Genomic DNA, 22813 nt, shown 5'->3' with positions numbered 1-22813 from the left:
GGGTTTTTTAAAGGGGATTTCAGATAAGATATAATTAGGATATTATAATCACAGGGTAAGAAAATTATGGAGACCATTCGCTTAGAACAAACTATTAATAAAAATGGAGAAATTCATTTTAAAAATTTACCTTTATTAGAAGGACAAAAAGTTGAAGTAATAATTTCATTTTCTTCATCTTCTCAACCGAAAAAAAATTTAACTGCTCGTGAATTACTTAATTCTGATTTAATTGGTTTATGGGAAAATCGTAGTGATATTACTGATAGTTTAGAATATGCAAATCAGTTAAGGGAAAAAGCACAAAGGAGAGATTATGATATTTTTAGATAGTGATATTATGATTGATTTTTTGCGTAAATATCCACCAGCTATTAATTGGTTAAACTCTTTAGAAGATGAGGAAATAGCTTTATCCGGTTATGTTGTAATGGAATTAATGCAGGGATGTAATAATAAATTAGAATTACAATCTCTACGCAGATTTATAGGTAATTTTAAGATAATTTGGGCAACAGAAGAAATTTGTAATCAAGCATTGGAAATATTTGCAGAATATAATCTTAGTCATAATTTAGGATTAATTGATGCTTTGATTGGTCAAACTTCAGTGTCTTTAGGTTTACCTTTGCATACATTTAATATTAAACATTATGCTGTTATTCCTAATATAAAAATGATACAACCTTATCAAAGATAATTTAAAATAAAAAATTGAAAAATCAAGATTTAAAACATATTAAATATATAGATTTATTTGCAGGAATAGGTGGTTTTCATCAGGCAATGAAGCATTTTGAAGGAAAATGTGTTTTTGCTTCAGAATGGGATCGAAATTGTCAAAAAATTTATGAACAAAATTACGGGATTAAACCATTTGGTGATATTACGAAAATATCAGAATATGACATCCCTGATCATGATTTAATTTGTGCAGGTTTTCCCTGTCAAGCCTTTAGTATTTCGGGTAAAAGATTGGGTTTTAATGATACCAGAGGAACGCTATTTTTTGAAATAGCTAGAATTGCTAAATATCATCAACCTAAATTAATTTTTTTGGAAAATGTTAAAAATTTAGTTACTCATGATCAGGGTAAAACTTTAACAGTTATTAAGGAAACTTTAAATGAATTAAATTATGATGTTTTTTGTCAAGTTTTAAATGCTTCTTTTTTTGGTGTACCCCAAAAAAGAGAAAGAATTTATCTTTTAGCTTTTCATAAAGACTTAAAAATTAAAAATTTTACTTTTCCCTCTAGTTACGGAAAACCAACAAAATTAGAGGATTTTTTATTACCTGAAAATGATGTTTTAGATTTTTTTATTAATAGAAAAGATGTATTATTTAATAATATTAAAATACAAAAAGATTTATTAGGAAATTATCCCCAAAAACCTATTAGATTGGGCATAATTAATAAAGGTGGGCAAGGGGAAAGAATTTATAGTATTTTAGGCCATGCTATTACTTTATCCGCTTATGGTGGGGGTGTGGGAGCAAAAACGGGATTATATTTAATTAACAATAAAATTAGAAAATTAGCACCAAGGGAATGCGCTAGAATTACGGGTTTTCCTGATTCTTTTATGATTAGTGAAAATAAAAATATTGCCTATCAACAATTTGGTAATAGTGTAGTAGTTAATGTTTTAAAAGCAATCTTAGAAAGAGTTATTTTGTTAACAACAGAAGAAAGAGGAGGAAATTAAACCTAATTTAAAAATTAATCAAAAACAACGGTTCTATTTCCATAAACTAAAACCCGATTTTCTAAATGTAATCTAACCGCTTTTGCTAATACAATTCTTTCTAAATCTTTACCCTCTCTGATTAAATCTTGAACCTCATGACGATGGGAAACTCTAACAACATTTTGTTCAATAATTGGCCCTGCATCTAAATTTTGAGTAACATAATGACCAGTTGCACCTATAATTTTAACTCCTCTTTGATAAGCTTGATGATAAGGTTTTGCACCGATAAAAGCAGGTAAAAATGAATGATGAATATTAATAAGATTAGGGAATTTTTCAATAAAATTAGGGCTTAAAATTTGCATATATTTAGCCAAAATTGCTAAATCAATATTGTAAGCTTTTAATAACTCCAATTGTTTTAATTCTTGTTCATGTTTATTATCTTTAGTGATGGGTAAATAATGAAAATCTATATTAAATTGATCTGCAATATATTTTAAATTTTCATGATTGCTAATAATTAGGGGAATTTCTGCTATAAATTCTTTCGCTTTTTGCCTTAAAATTAAATCAAATAAACAATGATCCTGCTGACTAACAAAGATAGCTAAACGGGGAATATGATCGGAAAAAAATAATTTCCATTGCGCATTTAAACTTTCAGAGATCGCACCAAAAGTATTAGCAATAGAGTCTTTTGGCAAATAAAAACCATCTAATTGCCATTCAATACGAGATAAAAATAAACCAGTTGTAAAATCAGTATGATGATCAGCATGGATAATATTGCCATTATTAGCATGAATAAAATTGGCAATTTTAGCTACTAAACCATGTTGATCGGGGCAGGAAATTAATAGAGTTGCAGTTGAATTTTTCATTTTAAAAGTAATATTATTAATGAATTAAATTAAGCTAATTTTTTAGATAATGAATAACTTTTAAAGGTGCAATATCACAAGTGTTAAGATGTTGCTGTGAGCCTATTTTATGCCAATTTGTTTTTGAGATCTTGTTTATAATATAGCTCTTTTAAGACTCTCAGGCAATAATAATCATTTTTGAAGTTTAAAACCATTGCAGAGATAGGGATCAAGCTATAATCAAAACTTTTTGATCTACTAATTTATTATAATACAAAATTAAATTAAAATTGCCTAGCCTAAGATTTATTTTCTAACCATTCGATCGGAATTTGACTAATTTTTTCTTTTCCGGTAGGTTGATAAACCGGTTTTCCTAAAGGCCGCATTTTTAAACTATTATTATAATATTGATTAATTCTGTCTATTGCTACTTCAATATATTCTTCTTTTTGTTCACAAGCTATTGCTTTTCTTTGATGTTTAATACTAGCAATAATTGAAGATCCTACCCCAGAAAAAGGATCAAATATTCGATCATTTTCCTTAGTTAAAGCTAATATACAACGCTCCACTAATTCAATAGGATATTGACAAGGATGAATAGTTTTTTCAGGATGATTTGATTTAACATTAGGAATATTCCAAACTTCTTTTTCCCAATCTTCTAACACAATTTCCCAAAAATCAGAAGGATTTTTTCCTAAAGGATTACCAGAAATTTGTCCTTTTTTTTCCCCTTTATAATGTCGTTTTCCCGGATATTTAGCAGGTATTCTTACCGCATCTAAATTAAAATAATAATCCTTAGTTTTACTAAACCAAAGAATGGTTTCATAACGTCCAGAAAATCTTTTTGAGGCGTGAAGGCCATGGCCAAAATGCCAAATAATTCGGTTACGAAGTTGAAAATTTAACTTTTTAAAAATGGGATAATAATAAATATCTAAAGGATAAACTTCCCCATTATTAACATAATTTCCCACTTGCCAACAAATATGACCATCATCTTTTAAAATGCGATGAAATTGCTCAATAATTGTTGTTTGAGTGGCTAAATATTCATCAATTGCTAATCTTTTTTCATATTCTTTTCCAATATTATAAGGTGGAGAAGTGACGATTAAACTAATAGATTGATCTGGTACAGTTGGTAAAAAATCGATCACATCTCCCCGATATAAAATGATATTACTATCTGGGTTATAGTGATGATTAATTTCATCAGAATTAATTAAAGTTGAAGATTTTTTCATAATAATTAAGTACAAGTTTTTGTTATAAAAAGATTTTTGAGTCTAAACTATATTTAACCACAGCTTGAGCAATAGTTTCATTCCCATTTTTATCTAATTTTAAATTAGTGCGAGGTTGTTGTAAATTTTTGGTGATAAAATCCCAATTTCCTAACTCAAATTCCTCTGGAGAAATGATTAAATGTTCACTATAATCTTGAATATTTTTTAATAAAATAGGTGCTTCGGCAAAGTCTTCTCTCGTTAAAGAAATAATAGGTAAATCTAATTTTAAAGCTTCAGCAAAGGTACTATATCCGGGCTTAGAAATTACTTTACAACATAGGGGCATAAAATCCACTGGCCGATAATTTTGATCCCTAATTTTAACTAAATTTGACAAGTCTGGGGCTTGTTGATCAAAAGTGATAAATTGATAGTTAGGAAACTGTTGTAAATTATGATAGGGAATAGTTTTTAATCCTAAACCGCCAAATGTTAATAAGATAGTATTTTCTTTTGGATAATTTAGATTAAATTTTACTCTTAAATGTGTTTCATCAAAATAGGGATCACCCCCCGTTAAACCCACATCTTTAATATTAGGAAAATTCGACATTTCTTCACCCATAGGTAAGCGAAAAAGTAGATCACTTTGTTGATAACAATTACTGATCCATTCACTAATTTCTGTTAATTCTATTAAATTATCGCCCCAACTTCGATAAATAAAATCCCAACCAAAATTACTAATTAACCAAGTGGGAATATTCGCTTTTTTACCAATTACAGGTAATAAAAAAGGAATATCAGCTAAAATTAAATTTACTTGATTAGTTTTGAGGTAATTTACTTCACTAGCAATGATAGAATTTTGTTTTTTAAAAATAGCTTGAAGTTGATTTAATGTAGCTTCTTTATTCATCGTTAAACTATCAGATTGAATCACCCCAATATCAAAGCTACGGGGGCGATGGACAAAATCTGACTTAATATAAGAATCCAGTAACCAACGGGGGGCAGTGGTAGTTATAATTACGGTAAGATCGGGATAAATTTCTTTAATTTTAGCAATAATTGAGGCACTTCTGACCACATGACCAAAGCCATGACTGGTAATAGCAAAATATAAAATAGGTTGAGCCATAATGATTAATTGATGATTGATTTTATATTATTTTATAATATAAATTTTAATTTAAGAAAAGCTTTAGCTTTAGCTATCCTTACTAAATGCTCTAAATATTGATATTGTTCCCATTTTTTTTCGTCTGAAACTGTTAAATTTCCTGATTTATTTTTTAATAATAAAGTGTTAATTTCTTCTTGTAAAATTTGATTTGGGCGTAAAGCAATAATTTCTTCGGGAGAAGGTAAAGAAGCTAAAAACTCTAAAATTTCTGCACTACCTTTAAAACCAAATTGAGAATTAGCATTTAATTCTCTCAAAACTAATTCAATAATTTCAGGAATTTGTGCCTCTAAAAAAGACAGACGAGCAATTAAATAATCAGGTAAATTAAGCGTAATTTGAGTGATTTTTAAAATTACCAGTAAAAACTATTAAAGTATTTATATTATAATATAAAATCTGTTAATTAAATGTTATTGTATTTTATGAATAAATTTATCCCGAATAACCGCCCGATCGCGCTTGATCTTTTTGCCGGATGTGGCGGTTTATCATTAGGTTTAGAAGCGGCCGGTTTTGATGTGGCTGTGGCTGTAGAATATGATGCGATCCACGCCTTAGTTCATCATTTTAACTTTAATTATGGTGCTACAATTTGTGAAGATATGACCCAAATTTCCCCAGAATATATATTAGAAAATCTTAGGGCTAAAGGTTTTCAAAAAGAAGTTGATTTAATAGCAGGTGGGCCGCCCTGTCAAGGTTTTTCTTTAATCGGAAAAAGACAAATTGATGACTCAAGAAATCAATTAGTTTTTCAATATTTAAGGGTTATAGAAAAGATTAAACCTAAATATTTTATCTTTGAAAATGTCCCAGGATTAAACACAGGTAAACATCAATCTTTTTTAACGGAATTAATTACAGAATTTGAAAATATAGGTTATAATGTTGTTAAACCTGTACAAGTTTTAGATGCTTCTAATTATGGTATTCCCCAAAAAAGAAAGCGATTAATTTTATTCGGTTATCGTCAAGATGTTCAACCGATCAATTATCCTTTAAAAGCTAAAAATCAATCTAATTTAGCAACAGTAGAAATGGCCATTAATGATTTAGCGTTAATTCCTCCATATTTAACAAAAGATGAAGGAATTAACGCCAAATTATTAGATTATACAGATTTTAGAAAAAGTTTTAATCTAAAATCTCAACATCAATTTAAACGCTGTCATAACCGCAAACATAACGGTTTAGTTTGGGGACATTTAGCCTCAAAACATACAGAAATATCTCAACAAAGATTCAGAGAAACTTTAACAGGAACTACGGAAAAAATTAGCCGTTTTTATAAACTTTCTCCTGAAGGTTTTTGTAATACTTTAAGAGCCGGAACAGCTAGTGATAAGGGAGCTTACACTGCTCCTCGTCCCATTCATTACGAACATCCTCGCTGTATTACTATTAGGGAAGCCGCCCGACTTCATACCTATCCAGATTGGTTTCAATTTCATCGAACAATCTGGCACGGTTTTCGAGAAATTGGTAATTCAGTTATACCTTTTTTTGCTAAAATGTTAGGGGAAGAAATTATGAAAGCTTTAGAAATTAATCCCGATCATTTACCCGTTTATGATTTAGAATCTATAGATGAAGAAGTTTTAAGTTTTAATATAATTAAAGCTTCTGAATATTTAAAAGTTTCTGATCATTTTATTCCCAAAAGAATTCGGTTAAATAACTCTAAAAATAAAACTTAAATTTTTAGAAATTAATTAATAATTATGTCAAAAATAAAAATATTACAAGAAAATCAATCTTATACTTTATTAAAATCTCATTTAACTTTACCGAAAACTGACAAAAATTTAACTAAATTATTAGAAATTAAGGAAAAAATTAATAATGTTTTACCTTTTATTAACTTAAGCAATGAGACAGCCAGAAGGGAAATTTTTGTTTCACCAATTTTATTAGAAATTGTCAATTTTTGTCATTGTAAATTAAGAATTGAATATCCTTTAAAAGTTAATGATTATTTAAAAGGAACTTTAGATTATTTGTTAAAATCTAATAATAATTTAATAGTAATTGAGGCTAAAAATGACGATTTAACTAAAGGTTTTACTCAACTTTCTGCTGAATTAATTGCTTTAGCTGAAGTGGAAAATAATAATATTTTATATGGTGCGGTTACAATGGGTGATATTTGGCGTTTTGGACAATTAAATTATCAAGATAAACAAATTATACAAGACTTAAATTTATTTAAAATACCTGAAGATTTAGAAGATTTATGTAAAATATTAATTGGTATTTTAGAATCTAAAATCTAAGATAAAAATTTACTGTAGTACAAGCATCTTGCTTGTTAAAACAAAATTGATCATAAATTAATTTTGCTTGTGATAAATAATTGTAAAATATTTAAGATTAAACAGCAAAAACTTGTTCTGGTGTTAACTTTAATTCTGGAAAAAGTAAAGATTTAATTTCCTGATCTCCGGTAAATTCTGTTACTTCATAAAATCCCGCAACTAATAATAAAATTGAGATTTTTTTAGTTTGTGGATCAATAATCCAATATTCAGGAATTTCTTTAACTGCATATTCAGAACGCTTATAGCGGTAGTCATCATCGGCATTTCCCTGACTAACAATTTCTATAACTAATAGGGGAGAACTTTCTAAAACAGCCGTAGACATTTCTCTGAGTTCCTGACATTGTTTTTCTGATAAAATAACTAGATCAGGTATTCTTGATTTTCTTTGATTTGTTCTTATTCCTATCGTGCCGGGCATTACTTTCCATTGTTGTTTAAGTTTAGCTATTTCTTCCTCTAAAATGTTAAATAGAAAATGCAAAATTAAAGCATGAAAACCACTAGCTGTAGGCATAAGTTTTAATTCTCCATTAACTAATTCATATTTGTTATCAGTGCCATCATCATAAGCAAGATATTCTTCAAAAGAATAGGTTTTAGCTAATAATTGAACCATTTTTAGATACTCCTATGTTTAAAGTTGATCAACTTTTTGATCAAAAACGGCTTTGTAATCTTTATTATATCAAAATTTTTTCTAAATTGATCTAATTATGATCAAAAATATAGTAAAATGTTCTCTAAGCAATCAAAAATTAATAAGATTAGATACCATAATGATTAATGATCTCCGTCGTGAAAAAGAATTACAAAAATTAGTTAAAACTTTAGGTTTATTGGAGACAAAAAAAGTAAATTGGTCACTCTTAAACCTTGCTTTAACTCATCCTAGTATCTCTAAAACTGACAATTATCAACAGTTAGAATTTGTGGGAGATGCTGTTTTAAGATTAGCCGCCGCCGAGGTTTTATATCATAATTATCAAGATGAAAATGTGGGAGAATTTGCCGCTATTCGTTCAATTTTAGTCAGCGATCGAACCTTGGCAGAATTGGCAGATTATTATGGAATTGAACAATATTTATTAATGAAAGAAAGCACTGCTAAAAACAAAATTGGCAGAAATTCTCGTTTAGCTGATGCTTTTGAAGCGATTTTAGGGGCATTATATTTAAGTACCAATTCAATGGAATTAATTAGGCCTTGGTTTGCCCATATTTTAAAGAAAAAATCAACAGAAATTAGACGGGATCCAACCCGTCATAATTATAAAGATGCCCTTCAATCTTGGACTCAAGCAAATTATAAAGAATTGCCAATTTATCAAACTAAAGCTGTTAGTAAATCCGAACAAATTGAACATATTTTTATCTCGGAAGTTTGGTTTAAAAAAGAAAAATTGGGGACGGGTATGGGTAAAACAAAAAAAGAAGCAGAACAAGCCGCCGCTAAAGAAGCTTTTTTCTTAATTAAACAATCTAATTAATACTTTTTTCTCAAAAAATAGTCATATTGATTGATGACTATTGGAAAAATATAAAGGCTTATTTCGAGAAGTGAGAAGATTGAAATTTTAAATATTAATATTTTTGCAGAATATCAAAAAACCTTAATTAATCTTCATCTTCTTCATCTTCATTATCTAAAATTTCTCTTATTTTAATCATGAGGTATGCTTCTTCAAAAAGTTGAAATGTTAAAACAGATTTAAACTCCTCCATCCATTCACAAAAATCAGCAACATCCTTCAAATCTTCATCAAAATCAAATTCAAATTGTTTTTCCCCCATGACTTTCATTATTCCTTCAAAAGTTATTTTTTTCCCACCAATTTTCGCTTTAACTGCAAACAAAATTTTAGGGAAAGAATTGTAGGTTTCAAAAGGAATAGCTTCAATCAAATCTATCACTTCAATAGCCTTAAGGGAATGTTTTTTTTTATTCATTATTACTTCAATTTTATTAATCAATAACAATCTTAATTATAACTATTATTTGTCAGAGCCAAAATAATTTGTTATAAATATTAATAACTTGACTTCAAGTTATGATTTTTTGTTAATTTATTTTACCTTGGTAGTTACAAATTATCAAAAAAAAGCCCCTCTCCTGATTAATGAGAGGGGTTAAAATGGGGGTCAATTGACTACAGGCCCGGCTTCAATTACTTCAAGGGATGTGCTATGGAACTGCTGAAAATTCTCTACAAAACGAGCCGCTAAAGCAGAGGCTTTTTCTTCATAAGCAGTCTGATTATCCCATGTTTTATGGGGGTCTAAAATATCTGCGTCAACTCCTGGTAAATAGTCCGGGATTAAAATTTTAAAAATGGGGTGAGGATGAAAACTCGTCTCTTTTAATTTTCCAGATAAGGCGGCCGCAACCATCGCACGAGTTTGTTTGATGCCAATGCGATGCCCCACACCGTAAGCTCCACCCGTCCAGCCTGTATTAATCAAATAAACCTCAACGTCATTTTCTGATACTCTTTGATTGAGCATTTGGGCATAAACAGAAGCCGGAAGGGGTAAAAATGGTTTGCCAAAACAGGAGGAAAAGGTTGCTACAGGCTCGGTTATGCCCCTTTCTGTTCCCGCTAATTTGCTAGTATAACCGGACATGAAATGATACATGGCTTGTTTATTGGTTAACTTGGAGATCGGGGGTAAAACTCCGAAAGCATCGGCGGTTAAGAAAAAGACAGTTTTGGGATGGCCGGCTAGTCCGGGGATCACGCAGTTCGGGATATATTCAACGGGATAGGCTACCCGTGTATTTTCCGTCAAAGTTCCATCATCATAGTCGGCCAGGCGGCTATCTTCATCAATGATCACATTATCTAAAATTGCTCCAAATTTAATCGCATCCCAGATCTGCGGCTCATTTTCCCTTGATAAACGAATGGTTTTGGCATAACAACCACCTTCAAAGTTGAAAATACCATGATCTGACCATCCATGCTCATCATCACCGATTAAACGTAAGTTAGGATCCGCTGATAAGGTGGTTTTCCCCGTGCCGGAAAGACCAAAAAAGAGGGCTGAATTTCCCCCAGCATCAACATTAGCGGCACAGTGCATCGGTAAAACATTTTTTTTGGTCATCAGATAATTCATGAAAGAAAAAACTGATTTTTTGATCTCTCCTGAATAGAGGCTTCCCCCAATTAAAACGAGTCTTCTTTCAAAACTGGCAATAATAAAAGCTTCACTGTGAATGCCATCAAGATCGGGATCCCCATGTAACCCAGGTACGGCAATGACCGTAATATCAGCATGGTGATGTTTTAATTCTGAGGGGGTGGGGCGTATAAACATTTGATGGGCGAATAAGTTTTGAAAAGCAAATTCATTAATAATTCTCACACCCATTCTGTAATTAGGATCAGCCCCAACATAACCATCAAAAATATATAAATCACGGTTTTGAATATAGGCCAAAACTCGTTTATAAAGGGATTCAAATTGATGATTAGAAATGGGAATATTGACATTATTCCAATCAATTTCATTGTGAATACTTGGTTCGTCTACGATAAATTTATCTTTGGGTGAACGTCCAGTATATTTACCAGTTTTAACACAAAATGCACCATCAGCCGTTAAAATTCCTTCCCCTTTTTTGATGGCGTGTTCAATTAATTTGGGAACGGAAAGATTGCGATAAACATGACCTGTATTAATCATACTTAAATATTCTAATCCATAGTTTTGGGATTCTAAATGAGAAGTTTTGGATAAGTCTGGATAATAAACTCGTCCAGGATTATTCTCACTCAAAATTCTTAATAGATCTTCGTTGTGTTTGATAGTCATGATCCTAGTCTCCTTTTATGTGTAAATAGTTTGTTATTTGTTATTTGTTATTCCCTATTTTTTTAGTCTAATATTTAACAATCTTTTAATCATTTTTTTTGGTATATTATTTCTTCTTCAAGGTAACTTTTTGCTCAAGAATCAATAGCAATCTCCATTTGATAATTAATCAGATCAACCTAATTACCACGTTTTTAATTTGGTTTTAATTTTTGGAGATGTGCAATAGGGTATAACAAATAACAAATAACGGAACTTTAAATCAATTAAATGTTTTTAATTTGTAAAGCTTGTAACATAATCTATTTTTTTTTATCAATGTTTCCTGATTTTTCATTGATTTATGATTATCATTTAAGCTTGGCTCTTATATATCATATTTTAAAAAAAAAGGCAAATTGATTACAATAATTTTTTTTTCTTTAATTATTTTTAATTACCTTAAAAGAAAAATATATTTTGTAACATTTTGCAATATAATTATGCCCTAACAATCATTTAAACCATGATCTTAAATAGGGATTTTATTAAAAAATTTTTTTGTTTCTTAAATCTTAACTATTATTCCTAATTTTAACAATCTAATTGTTGTTTATTTTTACAATAATTAAAAATTGTTAATTTTTAACTTTTTTAGTTTAAATAAGTATAAATACTTGAAAAGTAATCATTCACAAAGTTTGAGGCGAATAATAAAGAAAAGATTAAGTTTTTTATATTAAAAAAAGTAAACAATTAAGACTTGAATATTAGTTAAGATTTATACTTAGTTTGAAAGTCATAGTAATGACTAAAAAAATGAAATAAATTAATTGACTATCACAACAGAAAAATTTTATGGTTTCAGCTTATATTGTTTCAGCAAAACGCACTCCCCTCGGACGTTTCGGTGGTATCTTATCAGGTTTTACGCCCCCAGAGTTGGGCAGTTTTGCCATGAAAGCCGCACTTGAACAGGCCGGAGTTTCTGGCGAAAACTTAGACCTTTACATTATGGGTAATGTGTTACGGGCGGGTCATGGTCAGTTATTGCCTAAACAAGCGGCCTTAAAAGCCGGTATTCCCGATCACATAGATGGTTATGCGGTAGATATGGTGTGTTCTTCGGGCATGATCAGCGTGGTAAATGGGGCTACGGCCATTAAAGCAGGAGAGGCGGATCTCGTCTTAGCAGGTGGCTTAGAGTCCATGTCACAAACGGGTTTTTTCCTGTCTCAACGTGCCAGATGGGGCTATAAATTTTTATTAGGTGCGCCGGAGCAAGTGGTGGACTTATTGCTTTATGATGGTTTAACCGATCCTATTACGGGGCAGGGCATGGGAGAAGAAACGGAAAAATTAGCCTCTGAACATGGTTTCAGTCGTCAAGCCGTAGATGAGGTGGCGCAGACTTCCCAACAACGAGCCACCGAAGCGACTCAACGAGGGGCTTTTGACAATGAGATTGTACCCATTGAAGTGAAAGTGAAAAAAGATACCCAGTTAGTCAAGGCCGATGAGGGTATTCGGGGGGATACCACTTTAGAGAGTTTAGCAAAATTACGTCCGGCCTTTACAAAAGAGGGTATTTTAACGGCGGGTAACTGTAGTCAGATCTCAGACGGGGCGGCGGCTTTGCTGATCGCTAGTGAAAAGGCCATCGATCAATATGGTTTAAAACCGTTGGCGAAGATCCTTGGCGGAACTTGGTCTGGTGGGGAAACGTGGCGTTTTCCTGAATATCCTGTTCATGCAACTCAAAAATTACTAAATAAACTCGGAAAAACGGTTGATGATATTGATTTATTTGAGAATAATGAGGCTTTTGCCATCAGTACCCTCTTATTTGAAAAAATGTTAGGAGTCGATCGAGCTAAATTAAATGTTAATGGCGGTGCGATCGCACTTGGTCATCCCATCGGAGCTTCCGGTGCGAGAGTGATTGTGACCCTCTTAAATGCTCTGATTGAGCAGGATAAAACTCTTGGTTTAGCGGCTTTATGTCATGGTACGGGCGGCGGAACGGCCATTGCGATCGAAAGAGTTTAATTAGCAAAAAGATTAACTAAAAATAAACAGGATTGAGTGAAATCAATAAATGATTAAACCTTTCTAAAAATTGCCATAGAGACGTAATATTTTACGTCTCTACAAGGGTTTTAAAAGTGAGATAGATAGTTATGTAAATAGTTAGAAAGTATTAAATAACTGGAAAAAAACTTAGTTTAAATTATGGAATTAAGGTAAACTTTCCTAAAATAAAAGATAATCTCTAACTGGCATAAAGCTAAATTTTCAGCCATTAAACCTGTTTACAACAATTATTAAAAGAATCATTTTAAATTGTTAATATTCCCTCAATCTCAAAATAAGTTCTCAGATGGAACGGCCAAAATTGATTAAATTAAATATTAGAAAAAAATTAATTTAAACTAATATTCTGACCTTTAATAATTAATCTTAAAAAATAATAAAATATTAGCAATTTTGATAAATTAAACCTATAATAAAAATAACAATTATTTCGTTAAATCGCTCAATGTGAGGGAATGAATTATGTCAACAAAATTTCAAGCTTATGCCAGTTTAAAAGCAGGGGAAAAACTACAACCATGGGAATATACACCCAAAGATTTAGGCCGTAATGACGTGGAAATTGAAGTAACTCATAATGGCCTATGCCATACAGATATTCACATGAGGGATAATGATTGGAATGTGAGTACATTTCCCCTTGTGGCTGGCCATGAAGTAGTTGGAAAAGTGACTAAATTAGGAGAAGATGTAACTAAATTTAACATTGGAGATCGAATTGGATTTGGTTGGATTAGTAATTCATGCCGAGTTTGTGATGCTTGTTTAAGAGGAGAAGAAAATATTTGTCGCAAAGGTTATACAGGCTTAATCGTAGGAAATTATGGAGGTTTTGCCAATAAATTAAGAGCAAATGCTGATTTTGCTTATAAAATACCCGATGGCTTGGATTCCGCCAGTGCCGCCCCTTTACTCTGTGCGGGAATTACCGTTTACACACCTTTGCGCACCTATATTAAATATCCGGGCATGAAAGTGGGTATATTAGGAGTAGGAGGATTAGGACATTTAGCCATAAAATTTGGAAGGGCAATGGGAGCAGAAGTAACTGCTTTTTCGACTTCTCCCGATAAAGAAGCAGAGGTAAAAGAATTTGGAGCGCATCATTTTTGTAATTGGAAAAGTAAAGAAGACATGGCTCAAGCCAGTGGTAGCTTAGATTTATTAATTAGCACTGTATCCTCTGAAATTGATTGGGATCAGGCTTTTAATTTATTAGGAAATAATGGAGTTTTATGTTTAGTCGGGCTTCCCGTTTCTACTTTAAATATCCCTCTATTATCCTTAGTATTTGGGCAAAAAGCCGTTGTTGGTAGCGTTGTTGGAGGAAGACGTTTTATGACAGAAATGTTAGAATTTGCCGCTATTAATCAAATTAAACCGATGATAGAAACAATGCCTATTTCTGATATTAATTCTGCAATGGATAAGGTATCAGCAAATAAAGCTCGTTATCGTATTGTCTTAGTATCAGAATAATCAAATAAAATAGAATTGTTGTGAAATAACTTTGCCCCAAAATTTGATATTATTTATCTGTATTTTAGGTTACACAACAAGTCTATAAAACCTATTTAATTAACAATAATTAATCTGAATTATGATCACACAATTAGAAACAAAAACAACGGAAAAAAGTTTATATGAAACTGACTTTTATCAATGGATACAAACCACCGTTGAAAAGTTAGAAAAACAAGAATTTAAAGAAATAGATTTAGAAAATTTGATTGAGGAGGTAGCCTCTTTGGGCAGAAGTGAAAAACAGAAACTATATATTTTATTAACAATTTTACTTGAGCATTTGTTAAAATTAGCTTATTGGGAATCAGAAAAAGATTATAATAGTTACCATTGGGAAGGAGAAATTATTAATTTTCGGATTCAACTAAAAAAAGTTTTAAAAAATAGCCCATCTTTAAAACCTTTAGCTAAAAAAATTTTAGAAGAATGTTATCAAGATGCTTGTAAAATTTTTAGTAAAAAATCTCGAATTTCTATCAATAATTTTCCTAGTAATCTTAATGCTAGTTTAGAACAAATTTTAGATGAAGATTTTTATTTTTAGGGTGGGCAATGCTTACCAAATTTAAAATTAATAATTGTTTTTGATAAGCATTGCCTCCCCTATTATTAGTTAATAGTTAAAGATTTTGATTTTAATTTAGTTTATTTTTAATTTATTTCGTCAACAAAAGGAGAAACAACTATGTTATCACTCGGCTTAGAAGATAAAGTAATTCTTGTAACAGGCGGAAATCGTGGGATTGGTAAAGCGATCGTTGATCTATTGATCCAGTTGGGGGCTAAAGTGGCTTATGTTGATGTAGCTACCGACACCGGAAACCCTCAAGCCCTTGGCCTTAAAGCTGATGTGACTGATCCTGCCTCAATGGAAGCCGCCGCCGAAGAAATTACCAAACAACTTGGCACGGTTTACGGTGTGGTGGCTAATGCGGGGATCACCCGTGATAATTTCTTTGCCAAACTTGAGCCGGCCGACTGGGATGCGGTGATCAATGTTAACCTCAAAGGCGTTGCCTACACCATTAAGCCCTTTATTCAGGGGATGTATGATAGCAAGGCCGGCTCGATCGTGGCTATTAGCTCAATTTCCGGCGATCGAGGTAATAAAGGACAAACGAACTATTCCGCCACGAAAGCAGGTGTCATCGGCATGATGAAATCTTTGGCTTTAGAGGGCGCACGTTTCGGAGTTCGTGCCAATGCGATCGCCCCCGGATTTATTAACACGGAAATGACTCAGAAAATCCCTGATAAAGTCAGAGATAAAATTACGGCGGAAATTCCCTTTGGCCGCTTTGGTGAGCCTCAAGACATCGCATGGGCTGTTGCTTATTTACTTTCTCCCGTTGCTAGTGCCTACGTTTCCGGTGAAGTTTTAAGAGTTAACGGAGCGCACCATACTTAAACAGTGAACAGTAATAAGTAATAAGTATTAATTAATATTAATTAATAGCTGATAGCTAATAGCGAATAGCCAATAAAGGAGTAAATTATGACTAATAATACAGCAAAAGATTGGACTGTCACCGCCACCGATATGATGAATACTTGGTCTGAAACAGGGACAAAAATGTGGCAAAGTTGGTTTGATTTAATGGGTAATGTTCCGATTAATCAAATACCACAAAATCAAACGGAAAATTTAGAACAAGCAACCCAAAGATTTTTTGATAATCGTGATATTTTGGTCAGATTTATTAAACTTTCTGTTAATGCTTGGCAGGAGATTTTTCCTAAGATTGAAACAGGAGAAAGTTGGCAGACAATTGTTGATAAATATACTGGTCAAATGCGAGATCAATTAGAAGATTTTACTAAAAGTTCTTTAGGAATTAGCAAAAATAACGCTCAACTTTGGCAATTATATTTAGAAGAAACTCAAAAATTTAATCAACTTTGGATCAATCCTTTTGGCTTTTCTCTTAATAATTTAACCCAAGGAATGCCCGATCATAGTAATGCTTTAATGGAGTTAAATAATCTTTACTGGAACTTACTTTATGAAGAAAGTTTTGGTAGTATGATGAAAAGTCCAATTTTAGGGCCTACCCGTGAATTTACTGGTAAATTATTAAATGGTTTTGATGCTTGGAGTCAACTTTATCGGGCTAGTTTAGATTATCAAATTGTTTTAGGTGATATTCAAGTTAAATCCTTTGAAGCTTTAATGAAAGAGTTAGTAAGAAAAGCCGAAAAAGGAGAAAAAATTGATGATTGGAAACAATTTCAAACCCTTTGGAGTCAAATTTCTGATGATGTTTTTGCGGAAGCTTTCTGTCAAGAAAAAAATCTCAAAATTCGGGGTAAATTTTTAAATGCTCTTAACTTATATCGCATTGAACAACAAAAATTAATGGAGCAATCTTTACAAATGATGAATTTACCTACCCGTAGCGAAGTTGATGAACTTCATCAAACTATTTACCAACTCAAAAAAGAAATTAAAACTCTCAAGAAAACCTTAAATGAATGGTAGGTAATAATTGATAATTAACTGATAGCTAACAAATGACCAATGACTATTAAGAAATGACTGATAATTAACAAGGAGAAAATTAAATTATGTTACCATTTTTTACTCAAATGCGCCTCGAAGATCTGGCACAGGAATATACAGATTTAACCGAAAAAGTGGTTAAAGGAATTGATAATTTAAGCCGTCTGCGGGAAGAAGATATTGTGGTAGGAGTTTCGGAAAAAGAAGCGGTTTATACTGAAGATAAAATTACTTTATATCGTTTTAAACCGAAAGTTGAAAATCCTTTTTCTATTCCCCTTTTAATCGTTTATGCGTTAGTTAATCGCCCTTTTATGGTAGATTTACAACAGGGGCGATCGCTGGTGGAAAATTTACTTAAATTGGGCTTAGATGTGTATTTAATTGATTGGGGTTATCCCTCTCGTAGCGATCGCTGGTTAACTCTTGATGACTATATTAACGGTTATATTGATAACTGTGTTGACTACTTACGAAATCAATATAAAGTTGATAAAATTAATATGTTAGGAGTCTGTCAAGGGGGGACTTTTAGCGTTTGTTATAGTGCAATGAATCCCGAAAAAGTTAAAAATTTAGTGGTCATGGTTGCACCGATAGACTTTAATCAACCTGATTGTTTATTAAATATGAGAGGGGGTTGCACATTAGGAAAAGAAGCCTTAGATGTTGACTTAATGGTGGAGGCTTTAGGTAATATTCCGGGAGACTATCTTAACCTTGAATTTCTAATGTTAAAACCCTTACAATTAGGGTATCAAAAATATCTCGATTTTCCTGATATTATGGAACAAGAAGATAAATTATTAAACTTTATGCGCATGGAAAAATGGATTTTTGATAGCCCCGATCAATCAGGTGAAACCTATCGTCAATTTATGAAAGACTTTTATCAGGAAAATAAACTGATTAAAAATGAGGTAAAAATTGGGAATAATTTAGTAAATTTAACTAATATTACCATGCCTGTATTAAATCTTTATGCGGAAAAAGATCACCTTGTGCCTCCCGTTTCTTCCCTTGCCCTAGAAAAATGTATTTCCAGTGAAGATTATACCGCGCAAGGTTTTCCCGTTGGTCATATTGGAATGTATGTTAGTGGCCGTGTTCAAAAAGACTTACCTCCGGCGATCGTTAACTGGCTTAAAGATCGTGGTTAAAAAAATGCCCTAACCCCCTCTCCCATTGGGAGAGGGGGTTAGGGCAAATAATAAACTTAAAGAGGACGATAAACCCGATAATTAACATTTGGGAAAATATTATCAATTTCCTCTAATTTTTCTAACCAACCGGAGTCTATTTCTCCTGCTAAAATATCCTCATAAAGTTTATTAAAACGGGTCACATGGGAACGGGTACGCCGCACCGCATAAGGCACCATTGTTCCGGTACGCATAATAAATGCCCAGTCGGAAGACTGCGCCAATAAAACCTCTCTGGCAGCTTGGTTTAAGGCTTTTTCCTCTAACTCGTCTTCCGGTTCTCTGGTGGCTAAATAGATCATCCGTTCGGCAATTTTATGTAAATGGGGGTAGATCCAAGTGTTAGTTTCATTTAACCAATATTCATGGAAACCTTTATAACCCCAACTTGACTGAGACGGGCGACAAACTTGTTGAGTGGGGTTAAGTTGCAAATATTCCGCTAAATGGGTCATATCAAACACATTTTGATCATACCAAGATTTGCGGAATAAATAATCAATAAACCAAGGGCCTTCATACCACCAATGGCCAAATAACTCCGCATCATAAGGAGACACCACAATGGGCGGCCGGTGCATCATTCCTGCTAAGTTGCCGATCTGCACTTCACGGTTATACATAAAGTTTCCGGCGTGTTCGGCCGCTTTTTCCTTTGCCCAATAGGGATCATAAAGGGCTTTATCCGATAAACCTCCATCCCTTGCGGTAATTTTATGGTATTTAATACCGATATTTTTGCGCTGACCATTGGGCATAATGTAGGGTTTAATATACTCATAATCAGCTTCCCAACCTAAATCTTTATAAAATTCTCGGTAAACTGGATCCCCCGGATAACCGACTTCCGATGACCAAACTTGTTGAGATGACTCATGATCCCGTCCAAAGGCGGCCACTCCTGTTTCCGTGAAAATTGGTGCATAAGTACCAAAACGGGGACGGGGACGGGCATATAACAGGCCGTGGCCATCGGTTAAGAAGTAACGTAAACCCGCATCGGCTAACATTCTTTCCACACCCTCATAATAGGCACATTCGGGAAGCCAAATCCCTTTGGGTGGTCGTCCGAAGGTTTCCTCATAATGCTCACAAGCTACTTTTAACTGCGCCCAAACTGCTTGGGGATACATTTTCATTAAGGGCAGATAACCGTGAGTTGCTCCACAGGTAATAATTTCAAGGTTGCCACTATCGAGAAATTGTTTAAAAGCTTTAACTAAATCTCTGTCATAACGCTCCCATGTTTTACGAGTATTTTCAAACTCATTGGCATAATATTCTGCTAAATATTTAATATGTCCATTAAATTGATTATGTTCAATTTCTTTTTCAATTAATTCTTCAAGCATTGCCAAATGGGCATCATAGCGATCCTGAAGTAACTCATCTTGTAACATGGAAACGAGGGGGGGAGTCATGCTCATGGTAATTTTAAAATCAATACCATCTCGTTTTAAGCCTTCAAAGACGTGCAAAAGTGGAATATAGGTTTCTGTAATAGCTTCATAGAGCCATTCTTCCTCTAAGACATAATCACTTTCAGGATGTCTGACAAAGGGTAAATGGGCATGAAGTACAAGCGCGACGTAGCCAAGTGCCATAATAGATAATTTAGTTTTTTACTGTATAAAATATTTAATATTGAAACAAATAAGCAAGTTTTAACTTACCTCTTTTATTCTATTTCATAAAGGTATTATATTTACTTTTTTAGTTTTTATTGTTAATAAAAAAATTTAGTTAACAATGGAGAATGGTGTTTAACTCGATAAACTCATTAATGCTCACGGTGTCTCAACCTTAATCTGAAAAGATTTATGACAAATAAAACTCTTATTGATAAGGTTTTCGGATTTAAACAATAAGATTTTAAAAATAATAATCCTCAAATCATAATTAATTATGGATCGTTTAGTTTAATTTGTCAATTTAGATACATTCAAAATTGGTTATTTGTTGTTATTTATTATTTGATTTTTCTCCATCTTGAAAAATCAGAATAGCGCCTGAATAACAAGCTACCCAAACTTGTTTAGTTTGGGGATCATAAGTGATCCCGATGGGATTATTATTAACGGCTACAGTTTGTAAAATTTTTAGATCGATTGTGCGCACTTTGCTAACAGTATTAGAATTATAATTTACCACATATAAATATTCTCCATTTTCCGAAATTGTCATACTTCTAGGGGCAGCACCTGTGACAACTTTATTAATAGTTTTCCCTGTGTTGAGATCAATTTTAGCAATTTTTCCTTCTCCATTTAAGGTAACATAAAGATATTTACTTGCTGGATCAATTACCAAATGACGAGGGCTACTACCCACCCCCCTAAACCAATTTATCGTAAAATCTTCAAGGTTAACTTTTGCAATATCAAATGAACCCATCACAGCCACATAAGCAAATTTACTATTTTTATCTACTACAATTCCCCTCGGATATGCACCTAATTGAAGTTTTTTAATCTCTTGATTTTTGCTAGTATCAACAATACTTAAATCATAACTACACCAGTTAGAAACTAAGGTATATTTATTATTAGGTGAAACTGCCACATATTTTGGTACAGCCCCAACTTTTATCACATTTTCTATCAGAAAATTATTAGTATTAATCTTATATAAATAACTGTGATCATGATTACTTGCAGGGCTACAAATATCATCCCCCGCCCGACTAAAGCCCTTGCCAAACATAGCATAGTTAGATACCCAAGCATATTTTCCACCCTCTGAAAAAGCCACTTCTACGGGCGCACCCTGAAATATTCCTTCATATTGTTTATGTCCATAATTGCTTAATTTTACTGAGTCTGAAATAGTTTTAATTAAATTAAAGCTCCGATCATATATTGTAATTGTGTGATTATACATCATATTTTGAGCAAAAAATAAGCCGTTTCCAGAATAAACTACCGATTTTGGGCTAATTTTCCCCGTAATTGTTTTAATTAATGTTAAACTGTTGGCCACCGTGTCAGTCATGGCTAGGGCATAGTTTAAGTTAGCTTGATATTGTTTGACTTTTTCCTGTGCGGTGGTATATTTGGGATCGTTTGTTTTAACCCTTTTCATCGTCTCGATCGCGCGTTGCCAAAATTGAGTTACTTCTTGCCATTGTTGTTGATTATTCGCTTTCTGAGTTAAAGTGGCCGCTTTCATCGCCAAATTAACACCCTCTCTAAACTCTGGTGCAACATTCTGATTATTATGATTTTGTAGAGGATTTTGAGCATTAAGAGTTTTAAAAATATTAGGATTAGAACTCAGATTAATAGCATAATCAAGATTGAGTTGATATTCAACTAATTTTTTCTGTGCTGTGGCGTAATTAGCATCTGTAACAGGCACTTGAGCCATTAATTTAAGGGCTAATTGCCATTTTTGTGCGATCGCTTCCCATTCTTCTTGTGTCGTGGCTTTTTGTGCTAAAATAGCCGCCTCCATCCCATTATTAACGGCATTACGGAAATAAGGCGGATTTGTATAATTATTAATAGCATAATCTAAATTATTCTCATATTTCCTCAGGTTAATTTGTGCTTGATTATAATTTTGATCTGAGGGAGTAATTAAAGTTAAAAGAGCGATCGCACTTTCCCAAATTTTACTAATTTTTTGCCAATCTTGAGCAGTTTGAGCTTTTTGCACTAAAATAGAGGCTTGATTTGCTTTAATTAAAGCTTGATCAAAAGGGGGTAATTTTTGATTATTTAGACTAATTAAATTATATTGAATAGCTTTTAATTTAACTAAATATCCTGCCCCCAAACTAAAGGGAATTACGACAAAAGAAAGAGCAATTATTAATTTTTTTGATTCATACCATTTGTTTTTATTCATTTACATTAAGATGATTAATAACAAATAAAAAATAACCAGTGACTAATGACTAATGACCAATCAAAAATTATTTTTGATGTTTTACTTCAATAATTGTATGAACATTTCCTCTAGGGTTAAAATCACCTTTAATTGTCATTTCTAAAGGATCACAAGCTAATACTAAATCATCTAAAATTTGATTAATAGATTCTTCATGGGAAATAGATTGATCTCGATAACTATTAATATATAATTTCAACGCTTTTAATTCTACAACTTTTTGATCCGGACAATAATTAATCTCGATCGTTGCAAAATCAGGATAACCAGAAAAAGGACATTTACAAGTAAATTCTGGTAAGGTAATATTAATATTATAACGGCGTTGAGGACGAGGATTAGGAAAAGTAATTAATTTGCCTTCTTCGATCGCTCTTTCACCGTATTTTATTTCGGTAATTTTAGTTTTAGAATCTTTAAATTTTTTGGACATTTGAACTATAAATAAATTAACATTAATTATTATACAGCATCTAGCTATCAGCTAATTATCAA

22 protein-coding genes are annotated in these 22813 nt (G+C 32.3%); 12 read left to right on the top strand and 10 right to left on the bottom strand.

Annotation, left to right across the window (positions count from 1 at the left end; all coding sequences use genetic code 11):
- Nucleotides 1-66: 66 nt before the first annotated feature.
- The 3 genes from Anndu_RS17205 to dcm are packed head-to-tail and all read left to right on the top strand — an operon-like array spanning nt 67 to nt 1710.
- Entirely contained in the window at nt 67-333 is a 267-nt protein-coding gene (locus Anndu_RS17205; RefSeq protein ID WP_464102368.1) for a hypothetical protein, read from the top strand.
- Nucleotides 317-700, top strand: coding sequence for a PIN domain-containing protein (locus tag Anndu_RS17200; protein ID WP_464102367.1), 384 nt, complete (start codon nt 317-319; stop codon nt 698-700). Before Anndu_RS17205 ends, Anndu_RS17200 begins: the two co-directional genes overlap by 17 nt.
- Before the next feature lie 14 nt (nt 701-714).
- Nucleotides 715-1710, top strand: a complete 996-nt coding sequence (gene dcm / locus Anndu_RS17195) for a DNA (cytosine-5-)-methyltransferase (RefSeq protein ID WP_464102366.1) — start codon at nt 715-717, stop codon at nt 1708-1710.
- Nucleotides 1711-1724: 14 nt separating this feature from the next.
- Here the strand turns inward: dcm and purU are convergent, their stop codons facing one another.
- From purU to Anndu_RS17175, 4 genes are all read right to left on the bottom strand, one after another.
- Nucleotides 1725-2579 carry a formyltetrahydrofolate deformylase gene (gene purU / locus Anndu_RS17190; RefSeq protein ID WP_464102365.1) on the bottom strand — a complete coding sequence of 285 codons (855 nt, stop codon included), beginning with the start codon at nt 2577-2579 and terminating at the stop codon, nt 1725-1727.
- Between the two features lie 281 nt (nt 2580-2860).
- Nucleotides 2861-3817 carry a DNA-methyltransferase gene (locus Anndu_RS17185; RefSeq protein WP_464102364.1) on the bottom strand — a complete coding sequence of 319 codons (957 nt, stop codon included), beginning with the start codon at nt 3815-3817 and terminating at the stop codon, nt 2861-2863.
- A 22-nt stretch (nt 3818-3839) separates the two neighbouring features.
- Nucleotides 3840-4943 (bottom strand): glycosyl transferase, encoded by a 1104-nt coding sequence (locus Anndu_RS17180; protein WP_464102363.1) that lies wholly within the window; start codon nt 4941-4943, stop codon nt 3840-3842.
- 32 nt (nt 4944-4975) lie between these two features.
- On the bottom strand, nt 4976-5245 hold the full coding sequence (locus Anndu_RS17175) for a hypothetical protein (protein ID WP_464102362.1): 270 nt from the start codon (nt 5243-5245) through the stop codon (nt 4976-4978).
- Nucleotides 5246-5413: 168 nt separating this feature from the next.
- Here Anndu_RS17175 and Anndu_RS17170 point away from each other — a divergent pair, with 168 nt between their 5' ends.
- Nucleotides 5414-6688 (top strand): DNA cytosine methyltransferase, encoded by a 1275-nt coding sequence (locus Anndu_RS17170; protein ID WP_464102361.1) that lies wholly within the window; start codon nt 5414-5416, stop codon nt 6686-6688.
- Between the two features lie 24 nt (nt 6689-6712).
- Nucleotides 6713-7264, top strand: a complete 552-nt coding sequence (locus tag Anndu_RS17165; RefSeq protein ID WP_464102360.1) for a hypothetical protein — start codon at nt 6713-6715, stop codon at nt 7262-7264.
- 97 nt (nt 7265-7361) lie between these two features.
- Here the strand turns inward: Anndu_RS17165 and Anndu_RS17160 are convergent, their stop codons facing one another.
- Nucleotides 7362-7928, bottom strand: coding sequence for a Uma2 family endonuclease (locus Anndu_RS17160; RefSeq protein WP_464102359.1), 567 nt, complete (start codon nt 7926-7928; stop codon nt 7362-7364).
- A gap of 157 nt (nt 7929-8085) precedes the next feature.
- Here Anndu_RS17160 and rnc point away from each other — a divergent pair, with 157 nt between their 5' ends.
- Complete coding sequence (gene rnc / locus Anndu_RS17155) at nt 8086-8799, top strand: ribonuclease III (RefSeq protein ID WP_464104139.1); 714 nt, start codon at nt 8086-8088, stop codon at nt 8797-8799.
- A gap of 127 nt (nt 8800-8926) precedes the next feature.
- Here rnc and Anndu_RS17150 read toward each other — a convergent pair whose 3' ends face one another.
- The gene (locus tag Anndu_RS17150) at nt 8927-9259 is read right to left on the bottom strand and encodes a hypothetical protein (protein WP_464102358.1); all 333 of its coding nucleotides are present in this window, start codon (nt 9257-9259) and stop codon (nt 8927-8929) included.
- 192 nt (nt 9260-9451) lie between these two features.
- A complete protein-coding gene (gene pckA / locus Anndu_RS17145; RefSeq protein ID WP_464102357.1) occupies nt 9452-11128 on the bottom strand; it encodes a phosphoenolpyruvate carboxykinase (ATP) in 1677 nt (558 codons plus the stop codon).
- Nucleotides 11129-11965: 837 nt separating this feature from the next.
- Between pckA and phaA the strand changes: the two genes are divergently transcribed.
- From phaA to phaC, 6 genes are all read left to right on the top strand, one after another.
- The gene (phaA, locus tag Anndu_RS17140; protein ID WP_464102356.1) at nt 11966-13156 is read left to right on the top strand and encodes an acetyl-CoA acetyltransferase PhaA; all 1191 of its coding nucleotides are present in this window, start codon (nt 11966-11968) and stop codon (nt 13154-13156) included.
- A gap of 507 nt (nt 13157-13663) precedes the next feature.
- A complete protein-coding gene (locus Anndu_RS17135; protein WP_464102355.1) occupies nt 13664-14680 on the top strand; it encodes an NAD(P)-dependent alcohol dehydrogenase in 1017 nt (338 codons plus the stop codon).
- 121 nt (nt 14681-14801) lie between these two features.
- Nucleotides 14802-15269 carry a DUF29 domain-containing protein gene (locus tag Anndu_RS17130; protein ID WP_464102354.1) on the top strand — a complete coding sequence of 156 codons (468 nt, stop codon included), beginning with the start codon at nt 14802-14804 and terminating at the stop codon, nt 15267-15269.
- 141 nt (nt 15270-15410) lie between these two features.
- Nucleotides 15411-16133 (top strand): acetoacetyl-CoA reductase PhaB, encoded by a 723-nt coding sequence (phaB, locus tag Anndu_RS17125; RefSeq protein ID WP_464102353.1) that lies wholly within the window; start codon nt 15411-15413, stop codon nt 16131-16133.
- Between the two features lie 87 nt (nt 16134-16220).
- Nucleotides 16221-17204, top strand: a complete 984-nt coding sequence (phaE, locus tag Anndu_RS17120) for a class III poly(R)-hydroxyalkanoic acid synthase subunit PhaE (RefSeq protein ID WP_464102352.1) — start codon at nt 16221-16223, stop codon at nt 17202-17204.
- 86 nt (nt 17205-17290) lie between these two features.
- Nucleotides 17291-18385, top strand: coding sequence for a class III poly(R)-hydroxyalkanoic acid synthase subunit PhaC (gene phaC / locus Anndu_RS17115; RefSeq protein ID WP_464102351.1), 1095 nt, complete (start codon nt 17291-17293; stop codon nt 18383-18385).
- Between the two features lie 56 nt (nt 18386-18441).
- On the opposite strand, the gene Anndu_RS17110 is transcribed toward phaC, so the two are convergent.
- The 3 genes from Anndu_RS17110 to queF all read right to left on the bottom strand — a co-directional run bounded on the left by Anndu_RS17110 (nt 18442) and on the right by queF (nt 22760).
- Nucleotides 18442-20031, bottom strand: coding sequence for a glycoside hydrolase family 57 protein (locus Anndu_RS17110; RefSeq protein ID WP_464102350.1), 1590 nt, complete (start codon nt 20029-20031; stop codon nt 18442-18444).
- 358 nt (nt 20032-20389) lie between these two features.
- Nucleotides 20390-22276, bottom strand: coding sequence for a YncE family protein (locus Anndu_RS17105; protein WP_464102349.1), 1887 nt, complete (start codon nt 22274-22276; stop codon nt 20390-20392).
- Nucleotides 22277-22343: 67 nt separating this feature from the next.
- Nucleotides 22344-22760 carry a preQ(1) synthase gene (queF, locus tag Anndu_RS17100; protein WP_464104138.1) on the bottom strand — a complete coding sequence of 139 codons (417 nt, stop codon included), beginning with the start codon at nt 22758-22760 and terminating at the stop codon, nt 22344-22346.
- Between the last annotated feature and the right edge of the window lie 53 nt (nt 22761-22813).

The sequence above is a fragment of the Annamia dubia NIES-4383 genome (assembly GCF_055394725.1).
Note: the sequence above shows the minus strand (reverse complement) of the source record. Positions and strands in the feature narration are given on the sequence as shown.

Bases quoted from the DNA above. Each gene is read 5' to 3' on its own strand.
- phaE (WP_464102352.1), top strand. From the start codon at position 16,221: ATGACTAATAATACAGCAAAAGATTGGACTGTCACCGCCACCGATATG.
- phaC (WP_464102351.1), top strand. From the start codon at position 17,291: ATGTTACCATTTTTTACTCAAATGCGCCTCGAAGATCTGGCACAGGAA.
- Anndu_RS17150 (WP_464102358.1), bottom strand. From the start codon at position 9,259: ATGAATAAAAAAAAACATTCCCTTAAGGCTATTGAAGTGATAGATTTG.
- Anndu_RS17130 (WP_464102354.1), top strand. From the start codon at position 14,802: ATGATCACACAATTAGAAACAAAAACAACGGAAAAAAGTTTATATGAA.
- phaA (WP_464102356.1), top strand. From the start codon at position 11,966: ATGGTTTCAGCTTATATTGTTTCAGCAAAACGCACTCCCCTCGGACGT.
- phaB (WP_464102353.1), top strand. From the start codon at position 15,411: ATGTTATCACTCGGCTTAGAAGATAAAGTAATTCTTGTAACAGGCGGA.
- Anndu_RS17165 (WP_464102360.1), top strand. From the start codon at position 6,713: ATGTCAAAAATAAAAATATTACAAGAAAATCAATCTTATACTTTATTA.
- Anndu_RS17180 (WP_464102363.1), bottom strand. From the start codon at position 4,943: ATGGCTCAACCTATTTTATATTTTGCTATTACCAGTCATGGCTTTGGT.
- Anndu_RS17110 (WP_464102350.1), bottom strand. From the start codon at position 20,031: ATGGCACTTGGCTACGTCGCGCTTGTACTTCATGCCCATTTACCCTTT.
- Anndu_RS17105 (WP_464102349.1), bottom strand. From the start codon at position 22,276: ATGAATAAAAACAAATGGTATGAATCAAAAAAATTAATAATTGCTCTT.
- purU (WP_464102365.1), bottom strand. From the start codon at position 2,579: ATGAAAAATTCAACTGCAACTCTATTAATTTCCTGCCCCGATCAACAT.
- Anndu_RS17160 (WP_464102359.1), bottom strand. From the start codon at position 7,928: ATGGTTCAATTATTAGCTAAAACCTATTCTTTTGAAGAATATCTTGCT.
- Anndu_RS17205 (WP_464102368.1), top strand. From the start codon at position 67: ATGGAGACCATTCGCTTAGAACAAACTATTAATAAAAATGGAGAAATT.
- Anndu_RS17200 (WP_464102367.1), top strand. From the start codon at position 317: ATGATATTTTTAGATAGTGATATTATGATTGATTTTTTGCGTAAATAT.
- Anndu_RS17170 (WP_464102361.1), top strand. From the start codon at position 5,414: ATGAATAAATTTATCCCGAATAACCGCCCGATCGCGCTTGATCTTTTT.
- pckA (WP_464102357.1), bottom strand. From the start codon at position 11,128: ATGACTATCAAACACAACGAAGATCTATTAAGAATTTTGAGTGAGAAT.
- Anndu_RS17185 (WP_464102364.1), bottom strand. From the start codon at position 3,817: ATGAAAAAATCTTCAACTTTAATTAATTCTGATGAAATTAATCATCAC.
- Anndu_RS17135 (WP_464102355.1), top strand. From the start codon at position 13,664: ATGTCAACAAAATTTCAAGCTTATGCCAGTTTAAAAGCAGGGGAAAAA.